Source organism: Arthrobacter luteolus NBRC 107841 (assembly GCF_001552075.1).
Classification (GTDB): Bacteria; Actinomycetota; Actinomycetes; order Actinomycetales; family Micrococcaceae; genus Arthrobacter_B; species Arthrobacter_B luteolus.
The window spans coordinates 124,512-146,766 of sequence record NZ_BCQM01000002.1 but is presented as its reverse complement, the minus strand read 5'-3'; the positions used below and the strand labels follow the sequence as shown (position 1 = coordinate 146,766).

17 protein-coding genes are annotated in these 22,255 nt (G+C 66.8%); 5 read left to right on the top strand and 12 right to left on the bottom strand.

Annotated features, from left to right (window positions below; translation table 11 throughout):
- Nucleotides 1-2: 2 nt before the first annotated feature.
- On the bottom strand, nucleotides 3-725 hold the full coding sequence (pdxT, locus tag AL3_RS04705; protein ID WP_370665090.1) for a pyridoxal 5'-phosphate synthase glutaminase subunit PdxT: 723 nt from the start codon (nucleotides 723-725) through the stop codon (nucleotides 3-5).
- A gap of 75 nt (nucleotides 726-800) precedes the next feature.
- Here pdxT and AL3_RS04700 point away from each other — a divergent pair, with 75 nt between their 5' ends.
- Together AL3_RS04700 and AL3_RS04695 are read left to right on the top strand one after the other, a co-directional pair.
- Nucleotides 801-2,069, top strand: a complete 1,269-nt coding sequence (locus tag AL3_RS04700) for a Mur ligase family protein (RefSeq protein ID WP_066297432.1) — start codon at nucleotides 801-803, stop codon at nucleotides 2,067-2,069.
- A complete protein-coding gene (locus AL3_RS04695; protein WP_066297429.1) occupies nucleotides 2,066-2,806 on the top strand; it encodes a type 1 glutamine amidotransferase in 741 nt (246 codons plus the stop codon). Before AL3_RS04700 ends, AL3_RS04695 begins: the two co-directional genes overlap by 4 nt.
- A 142-nt stretch (nucleotides 2,807-2,948) precedes the next feature.
- On the opposite strand, the gene AL3_RS04690 is transcribed toward AL3_RS04695, so the two are convergent.
- Nucleotides 2,949-4,202 (bottom strand): CapA family protein, encoded by a 1,254-nt coding sequence (locus AL3_RS04690; RefSeq protein ID WP_066297423.1) that lies wholly within the window; start codon nucleotides 4,200-4,202, stop codon nucleotides 2,949-2,951.
- A gap of 148 nt (nucleotides 4,203-4,350) precedes the next feature.
- Between AL3_RS04690 and AL3_RS04685 the strand changes: the two genes are divergently transcribed.
- Nucleotides 4,351-6,372: a M3 family metallopeptidase gene (locus AL3_RS04685; RefSeq protein ID WP_083521515.1), complete on the top strand. Its 2,022-nt coding sequence runs from the start codon at nucleotides 4,351-4,353 to the stop codon at nucleotides 6,370-6,372.
- 5 nt (nucleotides 6,373-6,377) lie between these two features.
- Nucleotides 6,378-7,091, top strand: coding sequence for a GNAT family N-acetyltransferase (locus tag AL3_RS04680; protein ID WP_066297420.1), 714 nt, complete (start codon nucleotides 6,378-6,380; stop codon nucleotides 7,089-7,091).
- A 103-nt stretch (nucleotides 7,092-7,194) separates the two neighbouring features.
- Here AL3_RS04680 and pdxS read toward each other — a convergent pair whose 3' ends face one another.
- The 9 genes from pdxS to AL3_RS18885 form a co-directional block, all read right to left on the bottom strand.
- Entirely contained in the window at nucleotides 7,195-8,112 is a 918-nt protein-coding gene (pdxS, locus tag AL3_RS04675; protein ID WP_066297414.1) for a pyridoxal 5'-phosphate synthase lyase subunit PdxS, read from the bottom strand.
- 70 nt (nucleotides 8,113-8,182) lie between these two features.
- Nucleotides 8,183-8,809, bottom strand: a complete 627-nt coding sequence (gene pgsA / locus AL3_RS04670) for a phosphatidylinositol phosphate synthase (protein WP_066297412.1) — start codon at nucleotides 8,807-8,809, stop codon at nucleotides 8,183-8,185.
- Between the two features lies 1 nt (nucleotide 8,810).
- A complete protein-coding gene (locus AL3_RS04665; protein ID WP_066297410.1) occupies nucleotides 8,811-9,419 on the bottom strand; it encodes an HIT family protein in 609 nt (202 codons plus the stop codon).
- Between the two features lie 19 nt (nucleotides 9,420-9,438).
- The gene (gene thrS / locus AL3_RS04660) at nucleotides 9,439-11,451 is read right to left on the bottom strand and encodes a threonine--tRNA ligase (RefSeq protein ID WP_066297408.1); all 2,013 of its coding nucleotides are present in this window, start codon (nucleotides 11,449-11,451) and stop codon (nucleotides 9,439-9,441) included.
- 61 nt (nucleotides 11,452-11,512) lie between these two features.
- Complete coding sequence (locus AL3_RS04655) at nucleotides 11,513-15,013, bottom strand: DNA polymerase III subunit alpha (RefSeq protein ID WP_066297406.1); 3,501 nt, start codon at nucleotides 15,011-15,013, stop codon at nucleotides 11,513-11,515.
- A 12-nt stretch (nucleotides 15,014-15,025) separates the two neighbouring features.
- Nucleotides 15,026-15,337 carry a DUF6504 family protein gene (locus tag AL3_RS04650; protein ID WP_066297404.1) on the bottom strand — a complete coding sequence of 104 codons (312 nt, stop codon included), beginning with the start codon at nucleotides 15,335-15,337 and terminating at the stop codon, nucleotides 15,026-15,028.
- A 328-nt stretch (nucleotides 15,338-15,665) separates the two neighbouring features.
- The gene (locus tag AL3_RS04645; protein ID WP_246168580.1) at nucleotides 15,666-17,330 is read right to left on the bottom strand and encodes an MDR family MFS transporter; all 1,665 of its coding nucleotides are present in this window, start codon (nucleotides 17,328-17,330) and stop codon (nucleotides 15,666-15,668) included.
- A 317-nt stretch (nucleotides 17,331-17,647) separates the two neighbouring features.
- The gene (locus AL3_RS04640; RefSeq protein ID WP_083521445.1) at nucleotides 17,648-19,474 is read right to left on the bottom strand and encodes an MDR family MFS transporter; all 1,827 of its coding nucleotides are present in this window, start codon (nucleotides 19,472-19,474) and stop codon (nucleotides 17,648-17,650) included.
- A 122-nt stretch (nucleotides 19,475-19,596) separates the two neighbouring features.
- Nucleotides 19,597-20,235: a DUF2087 domain-containing protein gene (locus tag AL3_RS18885; protein WP_066297398.1), complete on the bottom strand. Its 639-nt coding sequence runs from the start codon at nucleotides 20,233-20,235 to the stop codon at nucleotides 19,597-19,599.
- Nucleotides 20,236-20,527: 292 nt separating this feature from the next.
- Here AL3_RS18885 and AL3_RS04630 point away from each other — a divergent pair, with 292 nt between their 5' ends.
- Nucleotides 20,528-21,853, top strand: a complete 1,326-nt coding sequence (locus tag AL3_RS04630; RefSeq protein WP_066297396.1) for a CoA transferase — start codon at nucleotides 20,528-20,530, stop codon at nucleotides 21,851-21,853.
- 55 nt (nucleotides 21,854-21,908) lie between these two features.
- Here the strand turns inward: AL3_RS04630 and AL3_RS04625 are convergent, their stop codons facing one another.
- On the bottom strand, nucleotides 21,909-22,250 hold the full coding sequence (locus AL3_RS04625; RefSeq protein ID WP_083521444.1) for a chorismate mutase: 342 nt from the start codon (nucleotides 22,248-22,250) through the stop codon (nucleotides 21,909-21,911).
- Between the last annotated feature and the right edge of the window lie 5 nt (nucleotides 22,251-22,255).

Sequence of the window (22,255 nt, the reverse complement as noted above, 5' to 3'; positions counted from 1 at the left end):
CTTTACGCGTCTCCTCTGATCATTTGAATAAATAGTTCGTGGATGCGGCTCTCCCCCGTGACCTCCGGATGGAACGAGGTAGCCAGCAGCTTTCCCGAACGCACTGCCACAATTCTAGCGACTGAATCCTTTTCCGCCTCCGAAGCGGACTCCGCCGGGATAACCTGCGCCAGCACCTGCACGGTGGAGCCTACCTTTTCCACCCAGGGTGCGCGGATAAACACGGCGTGCACACCAGCCACCGGCTGGCCGGGATCCTGTGACGGCAGCGCCTGGAGTCCGTCGAAAACCAATTCGGTTTCGAAAGAGTCGCGCTGGCGGCCAAAGGCGTTGCGCCGCACCACAATGTCCAGGCCGCCGAGCGTCTGCTGCGGTTCACCGGCGGCATCCACTGCGGGGTCGGTGATCCGGTCTGCCAGCAGAATCAGGCCGGCGCAGGATCCGTAGACCGGGAAGCCTGTGGCGATTTTCGCTTTCAGCGGCTCCGCCATCCCAAAGAGCCGCATCAGCTTGTCAATGGTGGTGGATTCGCCGCCGGGCAGGACAAGCCCGTCCAGGGCATCCAGTTCGGCAGGCCGCCGGACCAGCATCGTGCGGGCTCCGGCAGCTTCCAGTGCCCGTATGTGTTCCCGCACCCCGCCCTGCAGCGCGAGCACCCCGACCAGCGGAGCAGCCGGGTGGTCCGGTCCAGAAGAGCTGTGCCCGGACGAGCGGCGGGCAGTGATTTCCGTCATTGGACCATTCTAGGTGGCCGGGCGGTGCACGGGGCCGGACAGGGCGGTGGGATATATTCGGTATCCATGAGTTCCTTCTCCATCCTGGTAGGCAAGCTGGTCCGCGCCGCCTCACGGCTGCGCGGCGGCGGGTCCGCCCTTCCCGGCCTGGTGGTGGAGAAGATCGACCCCGATTTCATCCGCCGCACCCTCTCCACCCTCCCCCTCGGCGTCGCCGTCGTCTCCGGTACGAACGGCAAGACCACCACCACCAAGATGGTGGTGGAGCTCCTCGAAGGCCAGGGGCTGAAGGTGTTCACGAACCGCACCGGCAGCAACTTCACCCGCGGTGTAGCCGCAGCCCTGATCGGGGAAGTGAACCTGCGCGGCCGGCTCGATGCCGATATTGCCGTGCTGGAGCTGGATGAAGCCCATGCCGTGCACTTCGTGAAGCTGATCCAGCCGCGCTATTCGCTGCTCCTGAACGTCCTGCGCGACCAGCTGGACCGTTTCGGTGAAATCGACAAGACCACCCGGCTGCTGGAGCAGATCGCCCTGGCTACCACTGACACCGTGGTCCTGAACCGTGAGGATCCGCGGGTCGCGTCCATTGCCGGCTCGCTCTCCGGCCCGAAGGCCGTCTACTTCGGCCTGGATGCCTCACTGCGCAGCACCTTCCCCAACGACGATGAAATGCGCGGATCGCGCTCCGAAGCCATCGCCGCCGCCCAGCCCGCCGACGTCGTGCTGGAGCGCGTTGCCGAAGATGAGGCTGATTTCCGGGTCGACGATGAGGTCACCACCACCTCGCTCAAGCTCCGCGGCGTCTACAACATCTTTAATGCCGCTGCGGCGCTGACGTTCGCGCGGCAGATCCTTGGTGGCAGGGCTGACCGGGCGGCGCTGTTTGAGTCCCTGGCCAACGTGCAGCCGGCTTTTGGCCGCGGCGAATCCCTGACCGTCAACGGCGCACCGCTGGAACTGGTCCTGGTGAAGAACCCGTCCGGCTTCCGGTTGGGCCTGAAGTCCTTCGCGGCGCACGGCTACGCCACCATGATCGCGATCAATGACAACTACGCCGACGGCCGGGACATGTCCTGGCTCTGGGACGTGGACTTTGAGACGCTTTCCGGCGGCGTGGACATGGTCAGCGGCGTCCGCGCCTACGACATGGCGCTCCGGCTCAAGTACGACGACGTACCGGTCCGGGATGTTGAGACCGACATTCCGGCCGCGCTGGCAAAGTTCATTGCCGCGGCCGGCACGCAGCCGATGCGCATTTTCTGCACCTACACAGCCATGCTTTCCGTCCGCCGGGAGCTCTCCAAAATCACGAAGGTGGAGGTGGTCTCTTGAGCCGCGACATCCACATCCTGCAGCTGTACCCGCGGGACATGAACATTTACGGGGACTGGGGCAACGTCCTGGTCCTGAAGCAGCGCCTGAAGTGGCAGGGCTACAACCCGGTTGTCACTGAGTACAACCCGGGCGACGAGTTCCCCGCCGACACAGACCTGATTGTTGGCGGCGGTGGCCAGGACAGCGGCCAGGTGGTCATCCAGCAGGACCTGCAGCAGCTCGCGCCCACCCTGCGTGCCCTGGCCGACGACGAGCTGCCGATGCTGGCCATCTGCGGCCTGTACCAGCTCTTCGGCCGGTTCTTCAAGACGCACGACGGCGTTCTCATCCCCGGCATCGGTGTGCTGGACATTGAGACCCACGGCGGTCCGGAGCGGCTGATCGGCAATGTGCTCTCCGTGAGCGACGAGTTCGGCGAGATCCACGGCTACGAGAACCACAGCGGCCAGACCTTCCTGGGCACGGACGCCCAGCCGCTGGCGCATGTGCGCAAGGGCGAGGGCAACAACTCCAAGGACGACACCGAGGGTGCGCGTTACCGGAACGTCGTGGCCAGCTACCTGCACGGGTCGCTGCTGCCGAAAAACCCGGCGATCGCGGACTTCCTCATCGAAAAGGCCGTGACCCGCCGCTACGGCAGCTTCGATCCGGCTCCGCTTCCGGACGCTGACCTTGCCGGCCTCGCCCGGCTTTCCGAGCTGGCCCGAAAGCACGCTTCCGACCGTCCGCGGTAGCTTCTTCCGCTGGGCGCTCCGCCAGGCATCAATTCTGCTGCCGCTTTGTGAAAAACCGGCCGGTCCGCGGCGGAGCGATGTCCCAAACTGGCAGCAATCCCCACCGTGGCAAACGGGTCCGGACGGGCTTGAACCGACACAGCTACCGCGCGGAAACGTCCTGCGTCACCAGCCACTCGTGTGCCCCGGCGCCGGCCGCGCCCATGGACTCGACGACCGAAATGGTCCGCTGCCGCACCTCAGCCTGCTGGGCGCCGGAGGCACACTGCCCCTGGGGCAGGTCCGCTGCCACGGAGCACCAGCGGTAGGGATCCCGAACGATCACCGAGGGCGCCCACGCGAGGTCGTTGACCCGCCAGGCGCCGCCGTCGCCGTCCTGGACAAACTGGGCGCGGACGATGAGCCCCTCGTTGTTGACCGGATACCACGGCGAAAGTTCGGTGACGGCGTTGCCGAGACCGTAGACGATCCAGGTGCCGTTGTAGTTCTCGATCGGCAGTACCGAGTGCGTGTGGTGGCCGTAGATGAGGTCGAACTCGCCGCTGTCCGCCAGGGCATGCGCGGTTTCGATCTGCTGGCTGTTGGGCAGCGACGCGTATTCGTCTCCGGCGTGCACGCCGCCCACGACCAGGTCCGCACCCTGCGCCCGGGCGGCTTTCGCCCGCAGGATCATGTCCTCGGAATCGAGCAGGTCCACCTGCCAGGGATAGTCGGCGGTCAGGCCGTTGAGTCCGTAGGTTGATTCGATGATCCCGATCCGGGCCCCGGAAGTGTCCATGATGAGCGGCACTGCTGACTCGGCTTCGGAGGTGTAGGAACCGGTGTGTTCCAGGCCCAGGGAGTCCAGCACCGCGAGGGTCCGGTTCAGCCCTTCCGTTCCGGCGTCTATGGTGTGGTTGCTCGCCGTTGTGCACGCCTGGTATCCCACTGCCGCGGCCGCGGTGAGGATCTGCGGCGGCACGTTGAACATGGGGTAGCCGGCATACGGGCCGCCGGCGTCGGCGACCGGGGTTTCCATATGGCAGACAGCCAGGTCGGAGCCGGATATGTAGGTGCGCATTCCCTCCAGCAGCGGTTCGAAGTCCAGGGGCTGTTTACCGCCGGCGGCGGCGTCTGCTGCGGCCTGATCCCACAGCTGCGGATGCACCAGCAGGTCCCCGGCGAGCATCACCGTGCTGCAGCGCAGACCCGGACACGCCACGCCCACGCCGGGTGTCGCCGTCGGCGTGGGAACCGAAGTCTGGCTGGCGGATTCGCCAGCACCCGCTGAAGCGGGCCCGGAGGCGTCCGGAGCAACCGGTGACGCCGTGCAGCCGGTGACTATCAGCAGCGCTGTCAGCACGGACAGCAGCACCGCCGCCCCGCTGCGGACTGTGGCTTCGGACCTGATCTTCATGGTTCCCCCCGGAACGTATTGTGAACGCAACCTATTGTGAACGCCCCGGCAGCAGGCGGCCCGCGCGGCGGTGATGTGGTGATCAGGGATGAGCATACGCGGCCCGTCGGCTGGTTGGGCGGCGGCTCGTGTGAAAGTGTTGATGACCATGAGCAACGCCCTTCTTTCCGCGAGCACCCTCCCGTACGATCTCCCTGATTTCGCCGCTTTTTCCGACGATGGTTACCTTCCCGCCTTCGAAGCCGGGATGCAGGATCACCTGGCAGAAATCCGCGGAATTACCGCCAATCCCGAACCAGCCGGCTTCACGAACACCATCGCCGCACTGGAGCTGTCCGGCCAGGCCCTGGCCCGGGTCTCTGCGGTCTTTTTCAACCTGGTGATGTCCCACGCCACCGAAGCCGTCCAGGCCATCGAACAGCAGATCGGTCCGCGGCTCGCTGCCCACCAGGACGGCATCTTCCAGGACCAGGCGCTCTTTGAGCGGGTCAGCAGGGTGCCGGAAACCGGTCTGGAGGAGGAACAGCGCAGGCTCCTGGCTGAGTACCGCCGACGGTTCCTGCGTGCCGGTGCCGGGCTGGACGACGCCGGGAAGGCCCGGATGCGGGAGCTGAACACCCGGCTCTCCGAACTGGGAACGGCGTTCTCGCAGAAGCTGCTGGCCGACACCAATGATTCGGCCCTGGAGGTAGGCGGCGCCGCAGAGTTGCAGGGCCTCTCCCCGGATGACCTGGCGGCCGCTGCTGCCGCTGCCAGGGACGCCGGGTCCGATGCGGAATATCTGCTGTCCCTGATCCTGCCGACTCCGCAGCCGGCCCTGTCCCGGCTGACCAACCGCGGGACGCGTCAGCGGCTGTTCGAAGCATCGGCTAACCGCGGATTCCGGAACAACGAACACAACACCCTGGCCATCGCCGCGGAGATGGCAGCGCTCCGCGCCGAACGCGCCGCCCTTCTGGGTTACGGCAGCCACGCCGAGTACGCCGTCGAGGATCAGACCGCCCCGGACATCGGCGCGGTGCGCCAGATGCTTGCCCGGCTGGTTCCGCCGGCGGTCCTCAACGCCGAAGCTGAGGCGCTGAAACTGCGTGCCGCGGCGGCCCGCGACGGGATCAAGGACCTGCAGCCCTGGGACTGGGCGTTCTACTCCGAGCAGGTCCGCCGTGAGGAGTACGCCGTGGATCTGGAGGCCCTGCGTCCCTGGTTCGAGCTGGAACGGGTGCTGAACGACGGCGTTTTCCACGCTGCCAGCCGCCTCTACGGGATTACCTTCACGGAACGCCCCGACCTGGCCGGCTACCACCCCGACGTCCGGGTCTGGGAAGTCCGGAATGAAGACGGATCCGCGCTGGGCCTGTTCCTGGGCGACTATTTTTCCCGGGACACCAAGAGCGGCGGCGCCTGGATGAACGAACTGGTGTCCCAGTCCCGGCTCCTGGGCAGGCTGCCGGTGGTGGTGAACAACCTGAACATCTCCAAGCCGGCCGACGGCGAACCGGCCCTGCTGACCTTCGATGAAGTGGTGACTGCGTTCCACGAGTTCGGCCACGCACTGCACGGACTGTTTTCCGACGTCGAATTCCCGCTGTTTTCCGGGACGGCCGTTCCGCGTGACTTCGTCGAGTACCCCTCCCAGGTCAATGAAATGTGGATGCTTTGGCCGGAGGTGGCAGACAACTTCGCCCGGCACTACCAGACCGGCGAGCCGCTGCCGCAGGAAACCCTGGACCGGATCCGGGCTGCGTCGGTGTGGGGCGAAGGTTTCCGGACTGCGGAGTACCTGGGCGCCACGCTGCTGGACCTGGCCTGGCATGAACTTCCGCCCGGAGAAACGGTGACGGATCCAGCCGCCTTCGAGAAGGAGGCGCTGACCCGGGCCGGAATCGACCCGGCCCTGGTTCCCCCGCGCTACCGCACCGGGTATTTCAAGCACATTTTCGCCGGCGGGTACTCCGCCGCCTACTACTCCTACATCTGGAGTGAAGTGCTCGACGCCGATACGGTTCAGTGGTTCACGGAAAACGGCGGGCTGACCCGGGCCAATGGCGAGGCCTTCCGGACCAAACTGCTCTCCCGCGGTTACGCTGCCGATCCCCTGGAATCGTTCCGGAACCTGCGCGGCCGGACCGCGGAAATCGCTCCCCTGCTGGCACGCCGCGGGCTCGCCTAACCGCCATGGCCACCATCGCCTCCTGCCAGCGCATGCAGCACGCCTGGTTCACCGCCCTCGCAGCAGCAACGGGAGGGCGGTCCTTCGGCACCCATGAGTCCCGCTGGGTCTGGCTTCCGGCCCGGCGGCAGCTCATGCTGATGTTCCCGGATGTCATTTCACCGGCGGGTATCCGCCCCGGCCTGGCCGAGGGGTCACGGCTTGGTGCCTCGACCGTGGGGGTCTGGCTGGGCGGATCCGTGGATCCCACCCCGTTGGAATCATTCGGCTTCCGCCGCGGTCCGCAGACCTGCTGGATGACCGCACCGGTCCACGCACCGCAGGCCTGGCCCGGGACGGCAGCTTCGGTGGAGGTCCAGCCTCCGGAAATTTCCGGAGCCGACGCCGAGGAACTGCGGATCGGGCACTCGATGCCCCGGCAGGCCTGGCATATCGCCTCGCGGGACGCGGCCCGGCTCACCGGGCGGGCCTACGCGTTTTATCCGAACGGAACCGCCGGGCTGTCCAAGGTGGGCGGCATCTTCCATCTTGCCGTCGGAGCCTCCAGCCGGCGGCGCGGCTTCGGCACTGCCCTGCTGAGCTCGGCCGCTGCGGCTGCTGAGGCTGCGGGTGCCGAGCACCTGATCGTCAACGCGACCGCTCCGGGCCAGGACCTGTGCGCTGCGCGGGGCTTCTCCCTGGTCGGCCGGGGGCAGACCTACTCCATGGCGATCGGTTAGATCCGGGCCGGTTCTCCGGTTCAAACACAACGGCCGGACCGGGATACTCTCCCTGGTCCGGCCGTTGTCTTTTGGGAACTTTTCCCTCGGGTATGCCTTGCTGCTACCAGCCGCGCTCGGCAAGACGGTGCGGCTGCGGGATCTCGTCGACGTTGATGCCGACCATGGCTTCGCCGAGGCCGCGTGAGGCCTTGGCGATTTCGTCGGGATCGTCGTGGAAGGTGGTGGCCTTGACGATCGCGGCGGCCCGCTCGGCAGGGTTGCCGGACTTGAAGATACCGGAGCCGACGAACACGCCGTCAGCACCGAGCTGCATCATCATGGCTGCGTCGGCCGGTGTGGCGATGCCGCCGGCGGTGAACAGCACCACGGGGAGCTTGCCGGAGGCGGCGACTTCCTTGACCAGTTCGTACGGAGCCTGCAGTTCCTTGGCCGCGACGTAGAGCTCGTCTTCGGGCAGCGAGGACAGGCGGGCGATTTCGGTGCGGATCTGGCGCATGTGCATGGTGGCGTTGGAAACATCGCCGGTGCCGGCTTCGCCCTTGGAGCGGATCATGGCAGCGCCTTCGTTGATCCGGCGCAGTGCCTCACCCAGGTTGGTGGCACCGCAGACGAAGGGAACCGTGAACTTCCACTTGTCGATGTGGTTGGCATAGTCCGCGGGCGTCAGCACCTCGGACTCGTCGATGTAGTCAACGCCGAGGGACTGGAGGATCTGCGCTTCAACGAAGTGCCCGATCCGGGCCTTGGCCATCACGGGGATGGAGACCGCGTCGATGATGCTGTCGATCATGTCCGGGTCGCTCATCCGCGAGACACCACCCTGGGCACGGATGTCGGCAGGAACCCGCTCAAGGGCCATGACTGCAACCGCGCCGGCGTCCTCGGCGATGCGGGCCTGCTCAGCCGTCACGACGTCCATGATGACGCCGCCCTTGAGCATCTCCGCCATTCCGCGCTTTACGCGGCTGCTGCCGGTCGAAGCGGTGTTTCCGGAGGCGGACGGGAATTCTGTAGGCATGACAAGGCTCTCTCGTAGAACGGGCTGTAAAGGCTATGGTATGCCCGCGGCCCGCGGCCCAAGCGATCTGCTACGTATCTTTACCCAGAACTTCGGTTGTCGCCTGCCGGCGCACGGTGGCCATCCGCTGCACAATCGTCACGCAGCTGGCCAGGCTCAGCAGCACCAGCACCACCAGGAGCACCATTTCCGGTACGCCCAGGCCCACCAGGCCGGTGGCAGTCAGCAGGAAGACCAGACGTTCAGCACGTTCGGCAAGGCCCACATTGGCATCGAAGCCAAGGGACTCGGCCTTGGCCCGGATGTAGGAAACCAGCATGCCCAGAACCAGGCAGATCAGCGCGGTAATACCGATGGCGTCGTTATCCCCGCCGGTGAAGAACCAGATGCTGACCCCCGCGAACAGGGCTCCGTCTGCGAAGCGGTCAAGGGTGGAGTCCAGGAAGGCACCCCATTTGCCCTTGCGTTCCTGCTGCCGGGCCATGATTCCGTCGACCACATCGGAGAATACGAAGAGGACCACGAAGATCGTGCCCCAGAACAGCTGGCCCAGCGGGTAGAAAACCAGGCCGCCGATCATCACGCCGAGCGTTCCGATGATGGTGACTGCGTCCGGGCTTACCCGGCGGCGGATCAGCCAGGAGGCCAGCGGAGTGAACAGCGCGGTGAAAAAGCCGCGGGCATATTTGTTGAGCACCCTATGCCTCGCCGGTTCCGGAAGCGGACGCGGAGTCAGCGGCCTCCGCTGGCCAGGCCTCGGCAACCTGCCGGCGGACCTCGCCCAGCGTCTGCGTAATGGCCTTGGTCTGGGCAATGATCGGCAGGAAGTTTCCGTCCCCGCTCCACCGCGGAACGATGTGCTGGTGGAGGTGCGCGGCGATTCCGGCGCCCCCGGCCGCGCCCTGGTTCATGCCGAGGTTGAACCCGGCCGGTGCCGAAACCTTGCGCAGCACCCGCATCGCTGTCTGGGTCAGGGCCGCGATCTCAGCGGTCTCCTCCACATCGATGTCCGTGTAGTCCGGAACATGCCGGTAGGGGCAGACCAGCAGATGGCCGGCGTTGTACGGAAACAGGTTCAGGATCACGAACGCATGCTTACCGCGGTGCACGATCAGCGCTTCCTCGTCCGAGTGGGACGGAGCCGCGCAGAACGGGCAGTTGCCCTCCGAGGAGACCTGTTCCTGCCCGCCCTTGATGTACGCCAGCCGGTGCGGGGTCCAGAGCCGCTGGAAGGCATCCGGCACCCCCGCAAGTTCGAAGTTGTCGGTGACTTCGCCGTCGTGCGGGTACTGCTCCTGGCTTTCCATGCGGCCTGTCCCCCGTGCCTTACTTGTCCCGGTTCCGGACAGCTTCGACAATCCGCTTGACGGCTTCCTCGACCGGCACGCCGTTGTCCTGGCTGCCGTCGCGGAAGCGGAAGGAAACCGCCCCGGCTTCTGCGTCCTCGCCGCCGGCGATCAGGACGAACGGCACCTTCTCCTTGGACGCGGTGCGGATCTTCTTCGGGAAGCGGTCGGTGCCGGCGTCAACCTCGGCGCGGATACCGGCTTCCTTGAGCTTGCCGATCACGTCGTACATGTAGTCGTTGAACGCTTCGGCGACGGGGATGCCGACGACCTGGACGGGTGCCAGCCAGGCGGGGAACGCGCCGGCGTAGTGCTCGGTGAGCACCGCCATAAAGCGCTCAACGGACCCGAACAGGGCACGGTGGATCATGACGGGACGCTGGCGGGTGCCGTCGGCGGCCTGGTACTCGAGTTCGAAGCGCTCGGGCAGGTTGAAGTCCAGCTGGATGGTGGACATCTGCCAGGTGCGGCCGATTGCATCGCGGGCCTGCACGGAGATCTTCGGGCCGTAGAACGCCGCTCCCCCGGGGTCCGGGACCAGGTCCAGGCCGGAGGCCTCGGCAACCTCGGCCAGCGTGCGGGTGGCTTCTTCCCAGGCGTCGTCGGAGCCGACGTACTTCTCCGGGTCCTTGGTGGAGAGTTCAAGGTAGAAGTCGTCCAGACCGTAGTCCTTGAGCAGGTCCAGCACGAAGTTCAGCGTGGTGGTCAGCTCGTCCTTCATCTGCTCGCGGGTGCAGTAGATGTGGGCGTCGTCCTGGGTCATGCCGCGCACGCGGGTCAGGCCGTGGATCACGCCGGACTTCTCGTAGCGGTAGACCGAGCCGAATTCGAACAGCCGCAGCGGCAGTTCGCGGTAGGACCGTCCGCGGGAGCGGAAGATCAGGTTGTGCATGGGGCAGTTCATCGGCTTCAGGTAGTAGTCCTGGCCCGGCTTGGTGACCTCGCCGGTTTCCGGATCCGTGACCTCATCCACGTGCATGGGAGGGAACATCCCGTCGCGGTACCAGTCCAGGTGGCCGGAAACCTCGTACAGGTGGCCCTTGGTGATGTGCGGGGTGTAGACAAACTCGTAGCCGGCTTCGGTGTGGCGCTGGCGGGAGTAGTCCTCCATGGCCTTGCGGATGATGCCGCCCTTGGGGTGGAACACCGGCAGGCCGGAGCCCAGCTCATCCGGGAAGGAGAACAGGTCCAGCTCGGTGCCGAGCTTGCGGTGGTCGCGGCGCTCGGCTTCGGCCAGGCGCTCCTGGTAGGCCTTGAGGTCATCCTTGGTGGGCCAGGCAGTGCCGTAGATGCGCTGCAGCTGCTGGTTGTTCTGGTTGCCCAGCCAGTAGGCCGCTGCGGAACGGGTCAGCGCGAAGGCGTTGGAGATGAGCTTGGTGTTCGGCAGGTGCGGGCCGCGGCAGAGGTCGCACCACACGGTTTCGCCGGACTTGCGGTCCACGTTGTCGTAAATGGTGATTTCGCCGGCGCCAACCTCAATGTTCGCGCCTTCGCCGGCTTCCTCCGCGCCATCCTTTTTGCCGAGCAGCTCCAGCTTGTACGGCTCGTTGGCCATGGCTTCGCGGGCTTCTTCTTCGGACACCACGCGGCGGACGAACTTTTGGTTCGAGTTGACGATCTTCTGCATCATCTTCTCGAGCGTCTTGAGGTCTTCAGGGGTGAAGGGCTCCGCGACGTCGAAGTCGAAGTAGAAGCCGTCCTTGATGTACGGGCCGATGCCGAGCTTGGCGTCGGGACGCAGCTGCTGCACGGCCTGGGCCATCACGTGGGCGGTGGAGTGGCGCAGCACGTTCAGGCCGTCTTCGGAATCGATGGTCACGGCTTCGATGCTCTGGCCCGGGGCCAGCGGGGTGTCAAGGTCCTTCAGGACGCCGTCGACCCGCATTACGACTACTTCGCGCCGCTCGAAGAAGAGCTGCGCACCGGTGGTGCCAGTATCCACCGTGGTCTCTTCGCCGTTGACGATGAGGGTGAACTGTTCCGGCACTGACACGTTGTCTCCTAGATTCGTTTGTACTGGCGCCTCCGCACGGGTTTGCCCGTGCACCGCGCCTTTACGATGTTATCCGCTGTGCCGGAGCCCTACCAACCTGCCGCGCTGGTTCGCCTGCACCCTGGCCCGGCTGCGCCCCATGCCCGCGGCCCGCCAGCGGCAGCGAGGCGGTATCGGTCAGGTCCCAGGCTTCCAGTGCCTGCATGCTGATTCCGCGCGGGCCGGTGCGGCGCGTTACGCCGCGGACCAGCAGCAGTTCCGTGCCGAACAGCAGCGGCCCGGACTTTTCCTGCGCCTCGTGGAAGAACGTGCAGTCTACGCATCCGGTGCCGTCGTCCAGGCTGATGAACACCACCCGCCGTCCGCCGCGCATGGGCGGAGTCTGGGTGGCTACGCGGATCCCGGCAACCAGCACCTCGGTGCCGCCCCGCAGGTCCATCAGGGCTTCGGCCTTGGTGACGCCCAGGCTGGCGAGCAGCGGTCCGTAGCTCTCGATGAGGTGGGCGCTGACGTCGACGGCGAGCAGGTCCAGTTCGGTGCGGACCTTTTCCGGCAGGGTGGGCTCCGGCAGGGTGGGGACGAGGTTTTCCAGTTCGGTGTCCCCCAGCGGCAGGGCCAGCTGGCCCGGAATGGGATCATATTTCCGTGATCCTGCTTTCCCCGGGACCGCAGCCAGGTGCTGCAGCAGATCGGCCCGGCTGCCCCGGGAACCTGTTTCCCGGGCCAGGGTGTCAAAGGCACCCAGCTGCGCCAGCCGCTGCAGCGAGGGCCGCGACAGCCGGGCCCGGGCGCGCAGATCCGCCAGCGAATCGTAGGGCTGCCCGGCGGCGATCCGGCGGACCTCGGCGGCGGAGAGCCCGTAGATCCCGGCGAAGCTGAGCCGGATGCCCAGACGTTCCGGGAGGGCCTTCTGCCCTGGCCCGGCCGGAACCGCAGGCACCCGTTCCACCCGGTACTGTGCGCCGCTGCGGTTGATGTCCAATGGCAGGATCGGGATGCCCATCCTGCGGGCTTCGGCCACCAGCAGCCGCCGCGGGTACATTCCCGGATCGTGTTCGAAGATGCCGGCCAGGAACGCTTCGGGGTGGTGGGTCTTCAGCCAGGCGGACTGATAGGTCGGCACGGCGAACGCCGCTCCGTGGGCCTTGCAGAATCCGAAGCTGCCGAAGGCCTTCAGCGTCTCCCAGACCTTGTCGATCGTCTGTGCGTCGTAGCCGCGCTGCCCGGCTGCCCGGCGGAAGAAGTCCTCCACTCCGGCTTCGGCGTCCGGGTTGCCGAGCAGCCGGCGGAGTTCATCGGCCTTCGCCAGTCCGCAGCCGGTGAACACATGGAAAGTCCGCAGCACCTGTTCGTGAAAAACGGTGACTCCGTGGGTTTCGGCCAGCACCGGGCGCAGCGATTCGTGCGGATACACCTCCGGGGACCAGCCATGCCGGTGTTCCAGGAACGGGCGCACCATGTCCGACTTCATCGGCCCGGGACGGAAGAGGGAAATGTCGATAATCAGGTCGTTGAAATCCCGCGGTGCCATTTTGCCGACCAGCTCCCGCTGGCCCGGGGATTCGATCTGGAAGCAGCCGAGGGTGTGGGTGCTGCGGATCAGTTCGTACGTGGGTTCGTCATCCAGCGGCACGGCGTCCAGTTCGATCCGCCCGTCTTCACCGATCCAGGCCGGCGGATTTCCGGCGGTGTCCAAAGGGTGGTTTCCTGCCCGGGCAACGTCTTCCTTGGACGGGTGGATCCGGATGACTTCGTTCAGGGCAAAGGCCATGGCCGACTGCATGCGTACCCCCAGGACATCCAGTTTGAGCATGCCCATCGGATCCATGTCGTGCTTGTCGAACTGGGACATAGGCAGGCCCAGGCCGCTGGGCTGCACCGGGGTGCGGTCCAGTAGGGAGGTGTCCCCCAGGATCACTCCGCAGGGGTGCATGGAAATGTGCCGGGGCAGCCGGTCCAGCCGCTCGGTCAGGTCCACCAGCAGATCCAGCTGCCGGTTCTGCTGCACGGCTTCGGCGACATTCCGAAGTTCGGGTTTCTCTGCGAGCGCCTCACGGAAGTGGCTGGCGGAGAAGCGCCACAGGGCCTTGGCCACGGCGCCGACCTCCTCTTCGGGCAAGCCCAGGGCCATCCCGGCGTCGCGCACCGCTCCGCGGGCCCGGTAACCGTTCTGCATACTCATCAGCGTGACCCGGCGGGAACCGAAGCGGTCGAAGATCCGCCGGTATACGTTGTGCCGCTCGGCGCTTTCGACGTCGATGTCGATGTCCGGCAGGGTGGAACGGTCCTGGGAGAGGAAGCGCTCAAAGATCAGCTCGTGCGCCAGCGGGTTTACGTGGCTGATGCCGAGCAGATAGTTGACCAGGGAGGACGCGCCCGATCCGCGGGCTGCGGCGCGCACCCCCATCTCCTTGATCATGGCGGAGACTTCGGCGACCGTCAGGAAGTAGGACGCGAACCCCAGCCGTTCAATAATGCCCAGCTCATGCTCAAGCCGGTTGCGCATGGCTGCCTCTTCGGATCCGCGGAGCTGGCCGAAGCGCCGGCCGATTCCGGCTTCGCAGCGCAGGCGCAGTTCCGCCGCGGGTTCACCGGCGATTCCGATGACCGAGGCTTCCGGGACCACCGGCTGCTTCCAGCCCATGTCCGCGGCCGGGTCGATCCGGCAGGTGTCCGCGAGCGCCTGGGTGTTGGCCAGCAGTTTCGCCGCACCGGAGCGGCCGTATCCGGCTTCGCTGCTGATCTCCGCGGCGAGCGCAGCCATCCGGGTTCCGCTCTTGAGCCAGCCCTGCCCGTTGGGCTGCAGGTCCGGCAGCTGGGCCATGGAGGTCAGCGCCCGCGCGGCGTCGAGCACGTCTGCGGTCGCGGCGCCGTCGTCGTCCACGTAGCGGACCGCGTTGGTGAGGACCGCCGGGAGGCTCATCTCATCCGCGAGCCGGTACATACGCACCGCGTGGGCCAGGCTGAGGTTCGCGCCGGGCGCACTCAGGTGGGTGACCACCTCGACGGCGAGCGCCGCACGGGGAATAACGGCCTGCCAGCGGCGGAAGAGGGTGCGGGCGACGGCGTAGCTGCGGCTGCGCATGGAACGGCCGACGTCGGAGTACGGGCCCACCAGCACGGTGAGGACCGGTTCCCCGTCCGCTCCCGGTATCCGGGCGGCAAGCTGTTCCAGGGTGATGCCTGCCGGCCGGCCGGCCCTGCCGCGGGACGGAGAGGTACCGGTGTGCGCATCGGAGATCAGCCGGCACAGGGCGTGGTACCCGGCTCCCCCGTTGTGGCCATGGGCCAGGATGACCACCCGTCCGGTGACAGTGGCATCCTTACCTGCGGCGTCTTTGCCGTCACCATCGAGAACGGCCAGGTCCACTCCGACAATGGGATCGATTCCGGCGTCCATGCAGGCGCGCAGGTGTTTGACCGTGCCGTACAGTCCGTCACGGTCGGTGCAGGCCAGTGCGTCCGCGCCGTCCGCTGCGGCAGCCCGGGCCAGTTCCTCCGGCCAGGACGTGCCGTAGTGTGCGCTGAACGCCGTCGCCACGTGCAGGTGGGTAAAGCTCATGGCACGGGGACGCTAGGCGCTTTCCCGCAGGGCGTCGTGGACGCGGATCAGCCGCCAGGTATCCGAGGCAACCTGCCGGGAGATATCCAGGGTGCGCAGGGCTGAGCGGTGGTTCAGCCGTGCCTGGACCCGCCAGATCTCCGAGTCCACCAGGCCGGGCCCGTGTCCGCGCTCTGCCCGGGGTTCCTCCTCCCACCAGCTGCGCCGTTCGTACCAGCGCACCGGATGGGCGGCTACCTTGTAGGTCCTTCCCTGCCAGGAAAGCCGCAGCGGAATACCCGCAGGCGAGCACACCACCTCTATCGATTCACTGAAAAGTCCCACGGCTGCCCCTCACTGTGCCTGTCAATTACTGTGCCCGTCGCATTGCCGGCCACTATGTCCGTCAATATGCCAGTCACTTTGCCCGTCACTTTGCCCGTCCTGTCCATGCCCGCCCCGACAGCCTGATCGGCCGGATCGGCCGGATCGGCCGGATCTGCCGGAGGCCAGGAGCATAAACGGGAACATGATGTATTCGAACATATATTCGAATCTCCAGTGTACGACTGCAGTCTGACAATCGGCACGGCGCCCCCTAGGAACCTGGTGGGAACCTGCCCGATGCCTGAGGATGCCTTCCGGGCTGATCAGGGGAAACTGCCCGGCCCCGCTACTCCGCAGCCGCTTCCACACGTGACTGGGAGGAGAGCGGGATCTCCCGGACAAACAGGCACAGCACAGCGCCTGCTGCCGCAATCGGTACGCTCAGCAGGAAAATCGGGGGCATTGCCTGACCGAATGCCGCTGCGATGGCCTCCTGGACCGGCGGCGGCAGGCTGCGGAGCAGGTCCGGGCTCAGGGAGTTGATGCTCCCGCCTGGAACTACCGCAGCTGCCCCGCCCGGCACTGCGGCCAGCTGGTCAGTCAGCCGGTTGATGAAGATCGAGCCAAATGCGGCGATTCCAAAGGACGCCGCAATCTGCCGGAAGTAGTTCGCCGCGGAGATCGCCGTCCCCATGTCCTGCCCGGGAACACTGTTCTGCACAATCAGCACCAGGTTCTGCAGCAGGGCTCCGATGCCCATGCCCAGCACCGCCATACCCACTGCGGTGAACCAGTACGGCGTCGTATCCGAAATCCGGGACAGCAGCAGCAGCCCGGCCACCACCACCGCGAACCCCGCCACGGGATAGGCCTTGTACCGGCCCGTGCGGGAAATCAGCTGCCCGGTGCCGATCGAGGTCAGCAGCAGCCCGCCCATCATCGGCAGCATCATCAGCCCCGACTGCGTGGCGCTGGCCCCGTTGACCATCTGCAGGAAGGTGGGCAGGTAGGAAATCGTGGAGAACATGGCGATTCCGACGCCGATGCCCGCCAGCACGGGAACCAGGAAGTTCCGCAGCCGGAATAGCCGCAGCGGCAGGATCGGTTCGGCAGCGCGGGTTTCCTGCCAGACGAACAGGCCTGCGGCGATGACGGCGAGCGCGGAAAGCCCGAGGATCTGCGGACTGGACCACTCGTAGGTGGTTCCTCCCCAGCTGGTGACCAGCACCAGCGCCGCCGATGCCGCCGCCAGCAGCACGGCGCCCGGGTAGTCCAGCCGCGGCCGCCGTCCCTGCTGTTTGGGCAGGTGCAGGGAGGAGATGACGACGGCGAGCGCCACTGCGCCGATCGGCACGTTGATGTAGAAGACCCAGCGCCAGGACCAGGAATCGGTGATCCACCCGCCCAGCAGCGGTCCGCCGACCGAAGCGATGCCGAACGCCGCGCCGATCAGCCCCATGTAGCGGCCGCGTTCCCGCGGGGAGACCAGGTCACCGATGATCGCCTGCGCTCCGATCATCAGCCCGCCGCCGCCGATGCCCTGCAGTGCCCGGAAGGCGATCAGCTGGCCCATGTTCTGCGCCAGCCCGGACAGCACGGAGCCAAGCAGGAACACCGCGATCGCAAAGATGAAGATGTTCTTGCGCCCGTAGAGGTCACCGAGCTTGCCGTAGATCGGCAGCCCGATGGTGGCGGCGAGGATGTAGGCCGTCACCACCCAGGACAGGTGCTCCAGCCCGTTGAGGTCGCCCACGATGGTCGGAAGGGCGGTTGCGACGATCGTCTGGTCCAGGGCAGCGAGCAGAACCGAGAGCAGCAGTCCGGTAAAGGCAAGGGTCCGGCCGCGGTTTGCCCCGGTGTCCCCTGCCGGATCTCCCGGCCCCTGCGGCCCTTTGGGAGTGCCGGCGGTGCGGGCAGTACGGGCTGTCCGGGCTGTGGCTGTACTGCCGGAAGCCAGTGCGCTGCCTGAAGCCGCTGCATTCCTTGAAGCCAGTGCGCTGCCTGAAGACACGCCGCTCCCCGGGGACATACCGGCCTGGACCACGGACCCGCTGGCCTCAACCTGCAGCTCCTCCGGTGTTTTGCGGTGCCGGGGCGTTTTGGCCGGTGCAGTCCGCCAGGAAACAGCGGCGGCTCCGGAACGCAGCTGTCCGGCCGCGGCCGCTGGCTCCGGATGCGGATACGGCGGGGGCAGGCGGTCGGCGGACCCGCGGGGAGCGGGCGCGGCATGAGCCGGAGCCGACCGCCGCGTGGTCCGCTGGCCGGGAAACCTGACACTGCTCTTGGGGACGGGCGCTGCCCGATGTACCCCGGATACCCGTTTGGCCATCAGTTTCCTGCCTCCTTGTCCAGCTGTACGTGCGCCTCGGTTGAAAGCGGAATCGCCCGGATAAACAGCGCCAGCACAAACGCGGCGCCCAGCGCGGGGATGCCCAGCAGGAAGACCGGGGGCAGTGCGCTCCCAAACGCGCCGGCAATAAACTCCCGCACCGGGACCGGCAGCGCCTTCAGCTGCTCGGGACTGATTGAGTTCAGCCCCTGGCTGGTCACGCTCCGGGCGGACTCCGGAGCATCCGCCAGATGGCTGTTGAGCCGGGAAATAAACACCGACCCGTATACCGCGATGCCGAGGGTCCCGCCGATCTGCCGGAAATAGTTGGCCGAAGAGACTCCGGTGCCCATGTCCCGGGCCGGCACGCTGTTCTGCACGATCAGCACCACGTTCTGCATCAGGGCTCCAATCCCCAGGCCCAGCACGAACATTCCGACGGCAGTGAACCAGTACGGGCTGGTGGCGGAAATGCGGGAGAGCAGCAGCAGGCCAATGATCATCACGGCCGCTCCCAGGATCGGATAGATCTTGTACCGCCCGGTCCGGGAAATCAGCTGCCCGGTGCCGATCGAAGTGGCCAAAAGGCCCGCCGTCATAGGCAGCATCATCAGGCCGGACATCGTGGCGCTGGCTCCGTTGACCATCTGCAGGAAGGTTGGCAAATAGGAAATGCTGCCGAACATCGCCAGGCCCACTGCCAGGCCCACGAGTGTGCAGATCACAAAGTTACGGATCCTGAACAGCCGCAGCGGCAGGATCGGTTCCGCGGCCCGGAGCTCCACCGGGATGAACGCGGCAATGGCGGCAGCGGCAGCGGCGCCTAGGCCCAGGATGGTCGGTGAGGTCCAGGCGTAGGTGGTGCCGCCCCAGCTGGTAATAGCCACCAGCGCGGCACTGGCGACTGCCAGCAGCGCAGCTCCCGCATAATCCAGCTTGACCTCCGAAACGCTGCGCTTGGGCAGGTGCAGCGAGGTGATGATCAGGGCCAGGGCGATGGCGCCAAGCGGCAGGTTGATGTAGAAGACCCAGCGCCAGGACCAGTATTCGGTCAGGTAGCCGCCCAGCAACGGTCCGCTGACGGAAGCGACGCCGAACGCTGCGCCGATCAAACCCATGTACCGACCGCGCTGGCGGGCCGGAACGATGTCACCGATGATGGCCTGCGCTCCGATCATCAGGCCGCCGCCGCCGACACCCTGCAGGGCCCGGTAGGTAATAAGTTCCGCCATGCTGTTCGCCTGCCCGGACAACGCGGACCCCAGCAGGAAAACAATGATCGCGAACACGAAAATACTCTTGCGTCCCAGCAGGTCTCCGAGCTTCCCGTAGATCGGTAACCCGATGGTGGAGGTCAGCAGGTAGGCGGTGATCACCCAGGACAGGTGGTCCAGCCCGTGCAGGTCCCCGACGATCGTTGGCAGTGCCGTGGAAACGATCGTCTGGTCCAGGGAGGAAATCAGCACTGCCATGATCAGTCCGCTGAAGATCAGGGCCAGCTGCCGCCGCGAATGCGGAGCCTGGGCGCTTCCGGACGGCGCTGTGGAGGCGGGGGGCTCTGGTGGAGCCGCATGTTCGGGCGCCACCTGATCGGGGGCAGCCTGATCGGGGGCAGCCTGATCGGGGGCAGCCTGTTCGGGCGCAGCCTGTTCGGGCGCAGCGGGCGGCCCCTTGGCTTCCGGCCGCACTTCGGTTGCGGTTGCGGTGCCTGCCTGGGCGTAGGGAGCGTGTGGGTCGCGGTCGCAGGGCGCGGGAGAGCCTAGATCCGTGGCAGTTTTGGTCGCTGGATGGGCCGGGTCCGTGTTGTGGGCGAAAAACCGTGTCATGGACGCCTCCTGGGAGCCGAGCCGCTATCTGGAACAGGACGCACCTTCCATCAGAAGCCCGCAGCCCGCCAGAGTCAACGGCGCACCCAATCAAGCCTGAGGGATGCGCCGTGCCGGTCAGATTAAGCGAATTCCATTCCGTCCGCCGGGCGGGGGCGTGCCAGCCAATACCGCGAACCGTCGGGGCTGCGGCGGACGATTCCCTCATCCACCATCGCCCGGCGCACCATCGCCGGGTCCTCTGAGTATTCGGCCAGGCGGGAGGTAACTTCCGCCTCGGTCAGCCGTGCGGGTGAACCGGCAGGATCAGCCCGGGGCAGATCAGCGCCAGCAGGGCCAGCCTCAGCAGGGCCAGCTCCGGAAGATGTGGCCGGAGCGTCCTCGGACGGGGCAGGTTCGTCAGCCCCCGCCCCCAGTGAGCCGTGGCGCGAGAATACTTCCCCGGCCAGATGATGCAGCAGCTCCAGCCGGTCCGTCCGCCGGGCCGGAAGACTGCCCGCACGGCCGGGAGTGAGCAGGCGCAGCGGCGAGGAAACCGCAGGTTGCCGGCCCGTGGCCAAAAGATTCCGGTAAATGACGGAATCCGCCCGGAGGGATCCGTCTTCAGCGGTGGATACCAGTCCGGCCTTTTCCAGCGCGGCCAGGGATTTGGCCTCCGCACGGTCCAGACCGGCACCCTGCAGGGGAACACCGGTGTTCGCCGCGGTGATGATCCGAGCGTACAGCCCCAGCCTCCGGTCATCGGCGAGCGCCGCTGCCACGGCCTTCCACCGGTTGGAGGCACCGCCGTCGCCCGTTCCCGTACCTGTACCCGTACCCGTACCTGTATCCGTTCCCTGTCCCGTACCCGGGACCTTCCCTGCCGCCACCGTTGCCCCCTCCAGTCTTCACCCGTCCGGCCACGCTCAGCGTGGCCGCGGGTTGGTGCCCGCCGCGGTTTGCGGGCCGGTATCACCCGCCGCTTACGGCTGTCCGTCGTCGGACCCGTGACGTAGCCTACTGGCACTGGCTCAAAACCCTGGCACCACCTCAAAAACCGAGCGGAGCGGGCTTATGGAATCGTGCTATCCGGTGCGTTCCTTCGCCGCGGCCGCTGTGGCTGCGGCCGGAAGTGCGGTAGCTGAACTGGCGGAATCGATGACCGGCGCTCCGGTATCCGTCTCAGCTGATCCAGCTCTGTCCCGGGCGTGGTTCGCTGGCTCGTTCCAGCCGGCCGGCTGGGACCTCCCCTCACCCTGGGATGCCCTGTCCCGCGACTATCCCTGCGCCGACGGCTGGATCCGGCTGCATACGAACGCCCCGCATCACCGGGCGGCGGCGCTCGCAGTGCTGGGTCTGCCGGACGGGGCCGACGCCGGTGCCGCCGAACTCGCGGTCCGGCCTTGGAAGGGCGAAGAACTGGAAGACGCCGTTGTGGAGGCCGGAGGCTGTGCCGCCAGGATGCTCACCGCAGAGCAGTGGCTGGGCCATCCGCAGGGCCAGGCGGTGGCGGGTGAGCCCCTGGTCGGCTGGTCGCGGCGGCGGCCGGCGGCACCGGTGAGCTCCGCGGGTACCGTAGAGCGGCCGCTGCGGGGCGTCCGGGTCCTGGACCTGACGCGGGTGATTGCCGGGCCGGTCGCCACCCGGTTCCTGGCCGGTTTCGGTGCCGACGTGCTGCGGATCGACCCGCCGGGCTGGAATGAACCGGCCCTGGAACCTGAAATGACCGTGGGTAAACACTGTGCCCGGCTGGACCTCCGCAGCCCCCAGGGAGCCGCGAAGATCCGTGAACTGCTTGCCGGGGCAGACATCGTGGTGCACGGTTACCGCCCCGGTGCGCTCGCCGGACTCGGCCTGGACGAGCACCGGATCCAGCAGCTGCATCCCGGGATTGTCACCGTAGCGGTTAATGCTTATGGCTGGACGGGACCGTGGCGGAGCCGGCGGGGGTTCGATTCGCTGGTGCAGATGAGTTCCGGAATTGCCGACGCCGGGATGGCCTGGGCTGCGGCGGATGCGCCCCGGCCGCTTCCGGTCCAGGCACTGGATCACGCCACCGGATACCTCGCCGCAGCCGCCGCTGTGCGGTCCTGGACGAGGCGGCTGAACGGTGAGGTGCACGCGGCTCGGCTTTCCCTGGCCCGGACGGCTGTGGAGCTGCAGCGGGCAGCCGACGGGCGTCCGCCCGTTCCTCCACCCTGGAAGACCCGCCGGACTGCGTACGGCGCAGCAGATTCATCCCCGGCGATGAATCTGCCTCTGGCTGCCGAACAGACCCATTGGGGTCCCGGTCAGCGGCTCTACCCGCCGCTGGTGTTCGAACCGAAGGGCGGCAGCCCGCAAATGGGCTGGGATGTTCCGGCCGCGCCGCTGGGTTCAGCACTTCCGGAATGGCAGTAGACAAGCCGCTGGGGAGGCAGGGTGCTCCCCCAGCCTCCCCAGAAGGGCTTTCCCGCTAGCTGCGGCTGAACGCGTCCAGACGCGCCTGGGCCTCGTCTTCGCGGCGGGTCCGCAGCTCGTATTCGATGAAGGCATCGATCATCGCCCGGTAGGTCCGCTCCACCACTGTGGAGTCCTGGTCCTGCGCTTCGGCGGCCTGGCGGACGTGGGTGATAACTTCGTCGACCCGGTCCCTGGCCAGGACCTGGGCGTCGTCGTCCTTGAGTCCTCCGGCGAGCCGGACCAGCCTTTCCCGGCGCCAGATCAGCGCCACAATCTCTTCGTCAATCTCGTCTATCGCAGTGCGCACGGCGTCGAGCTGTTCGGTCATGGGGTCTGTTTCTGCTGTTTCGGCCATGTGTT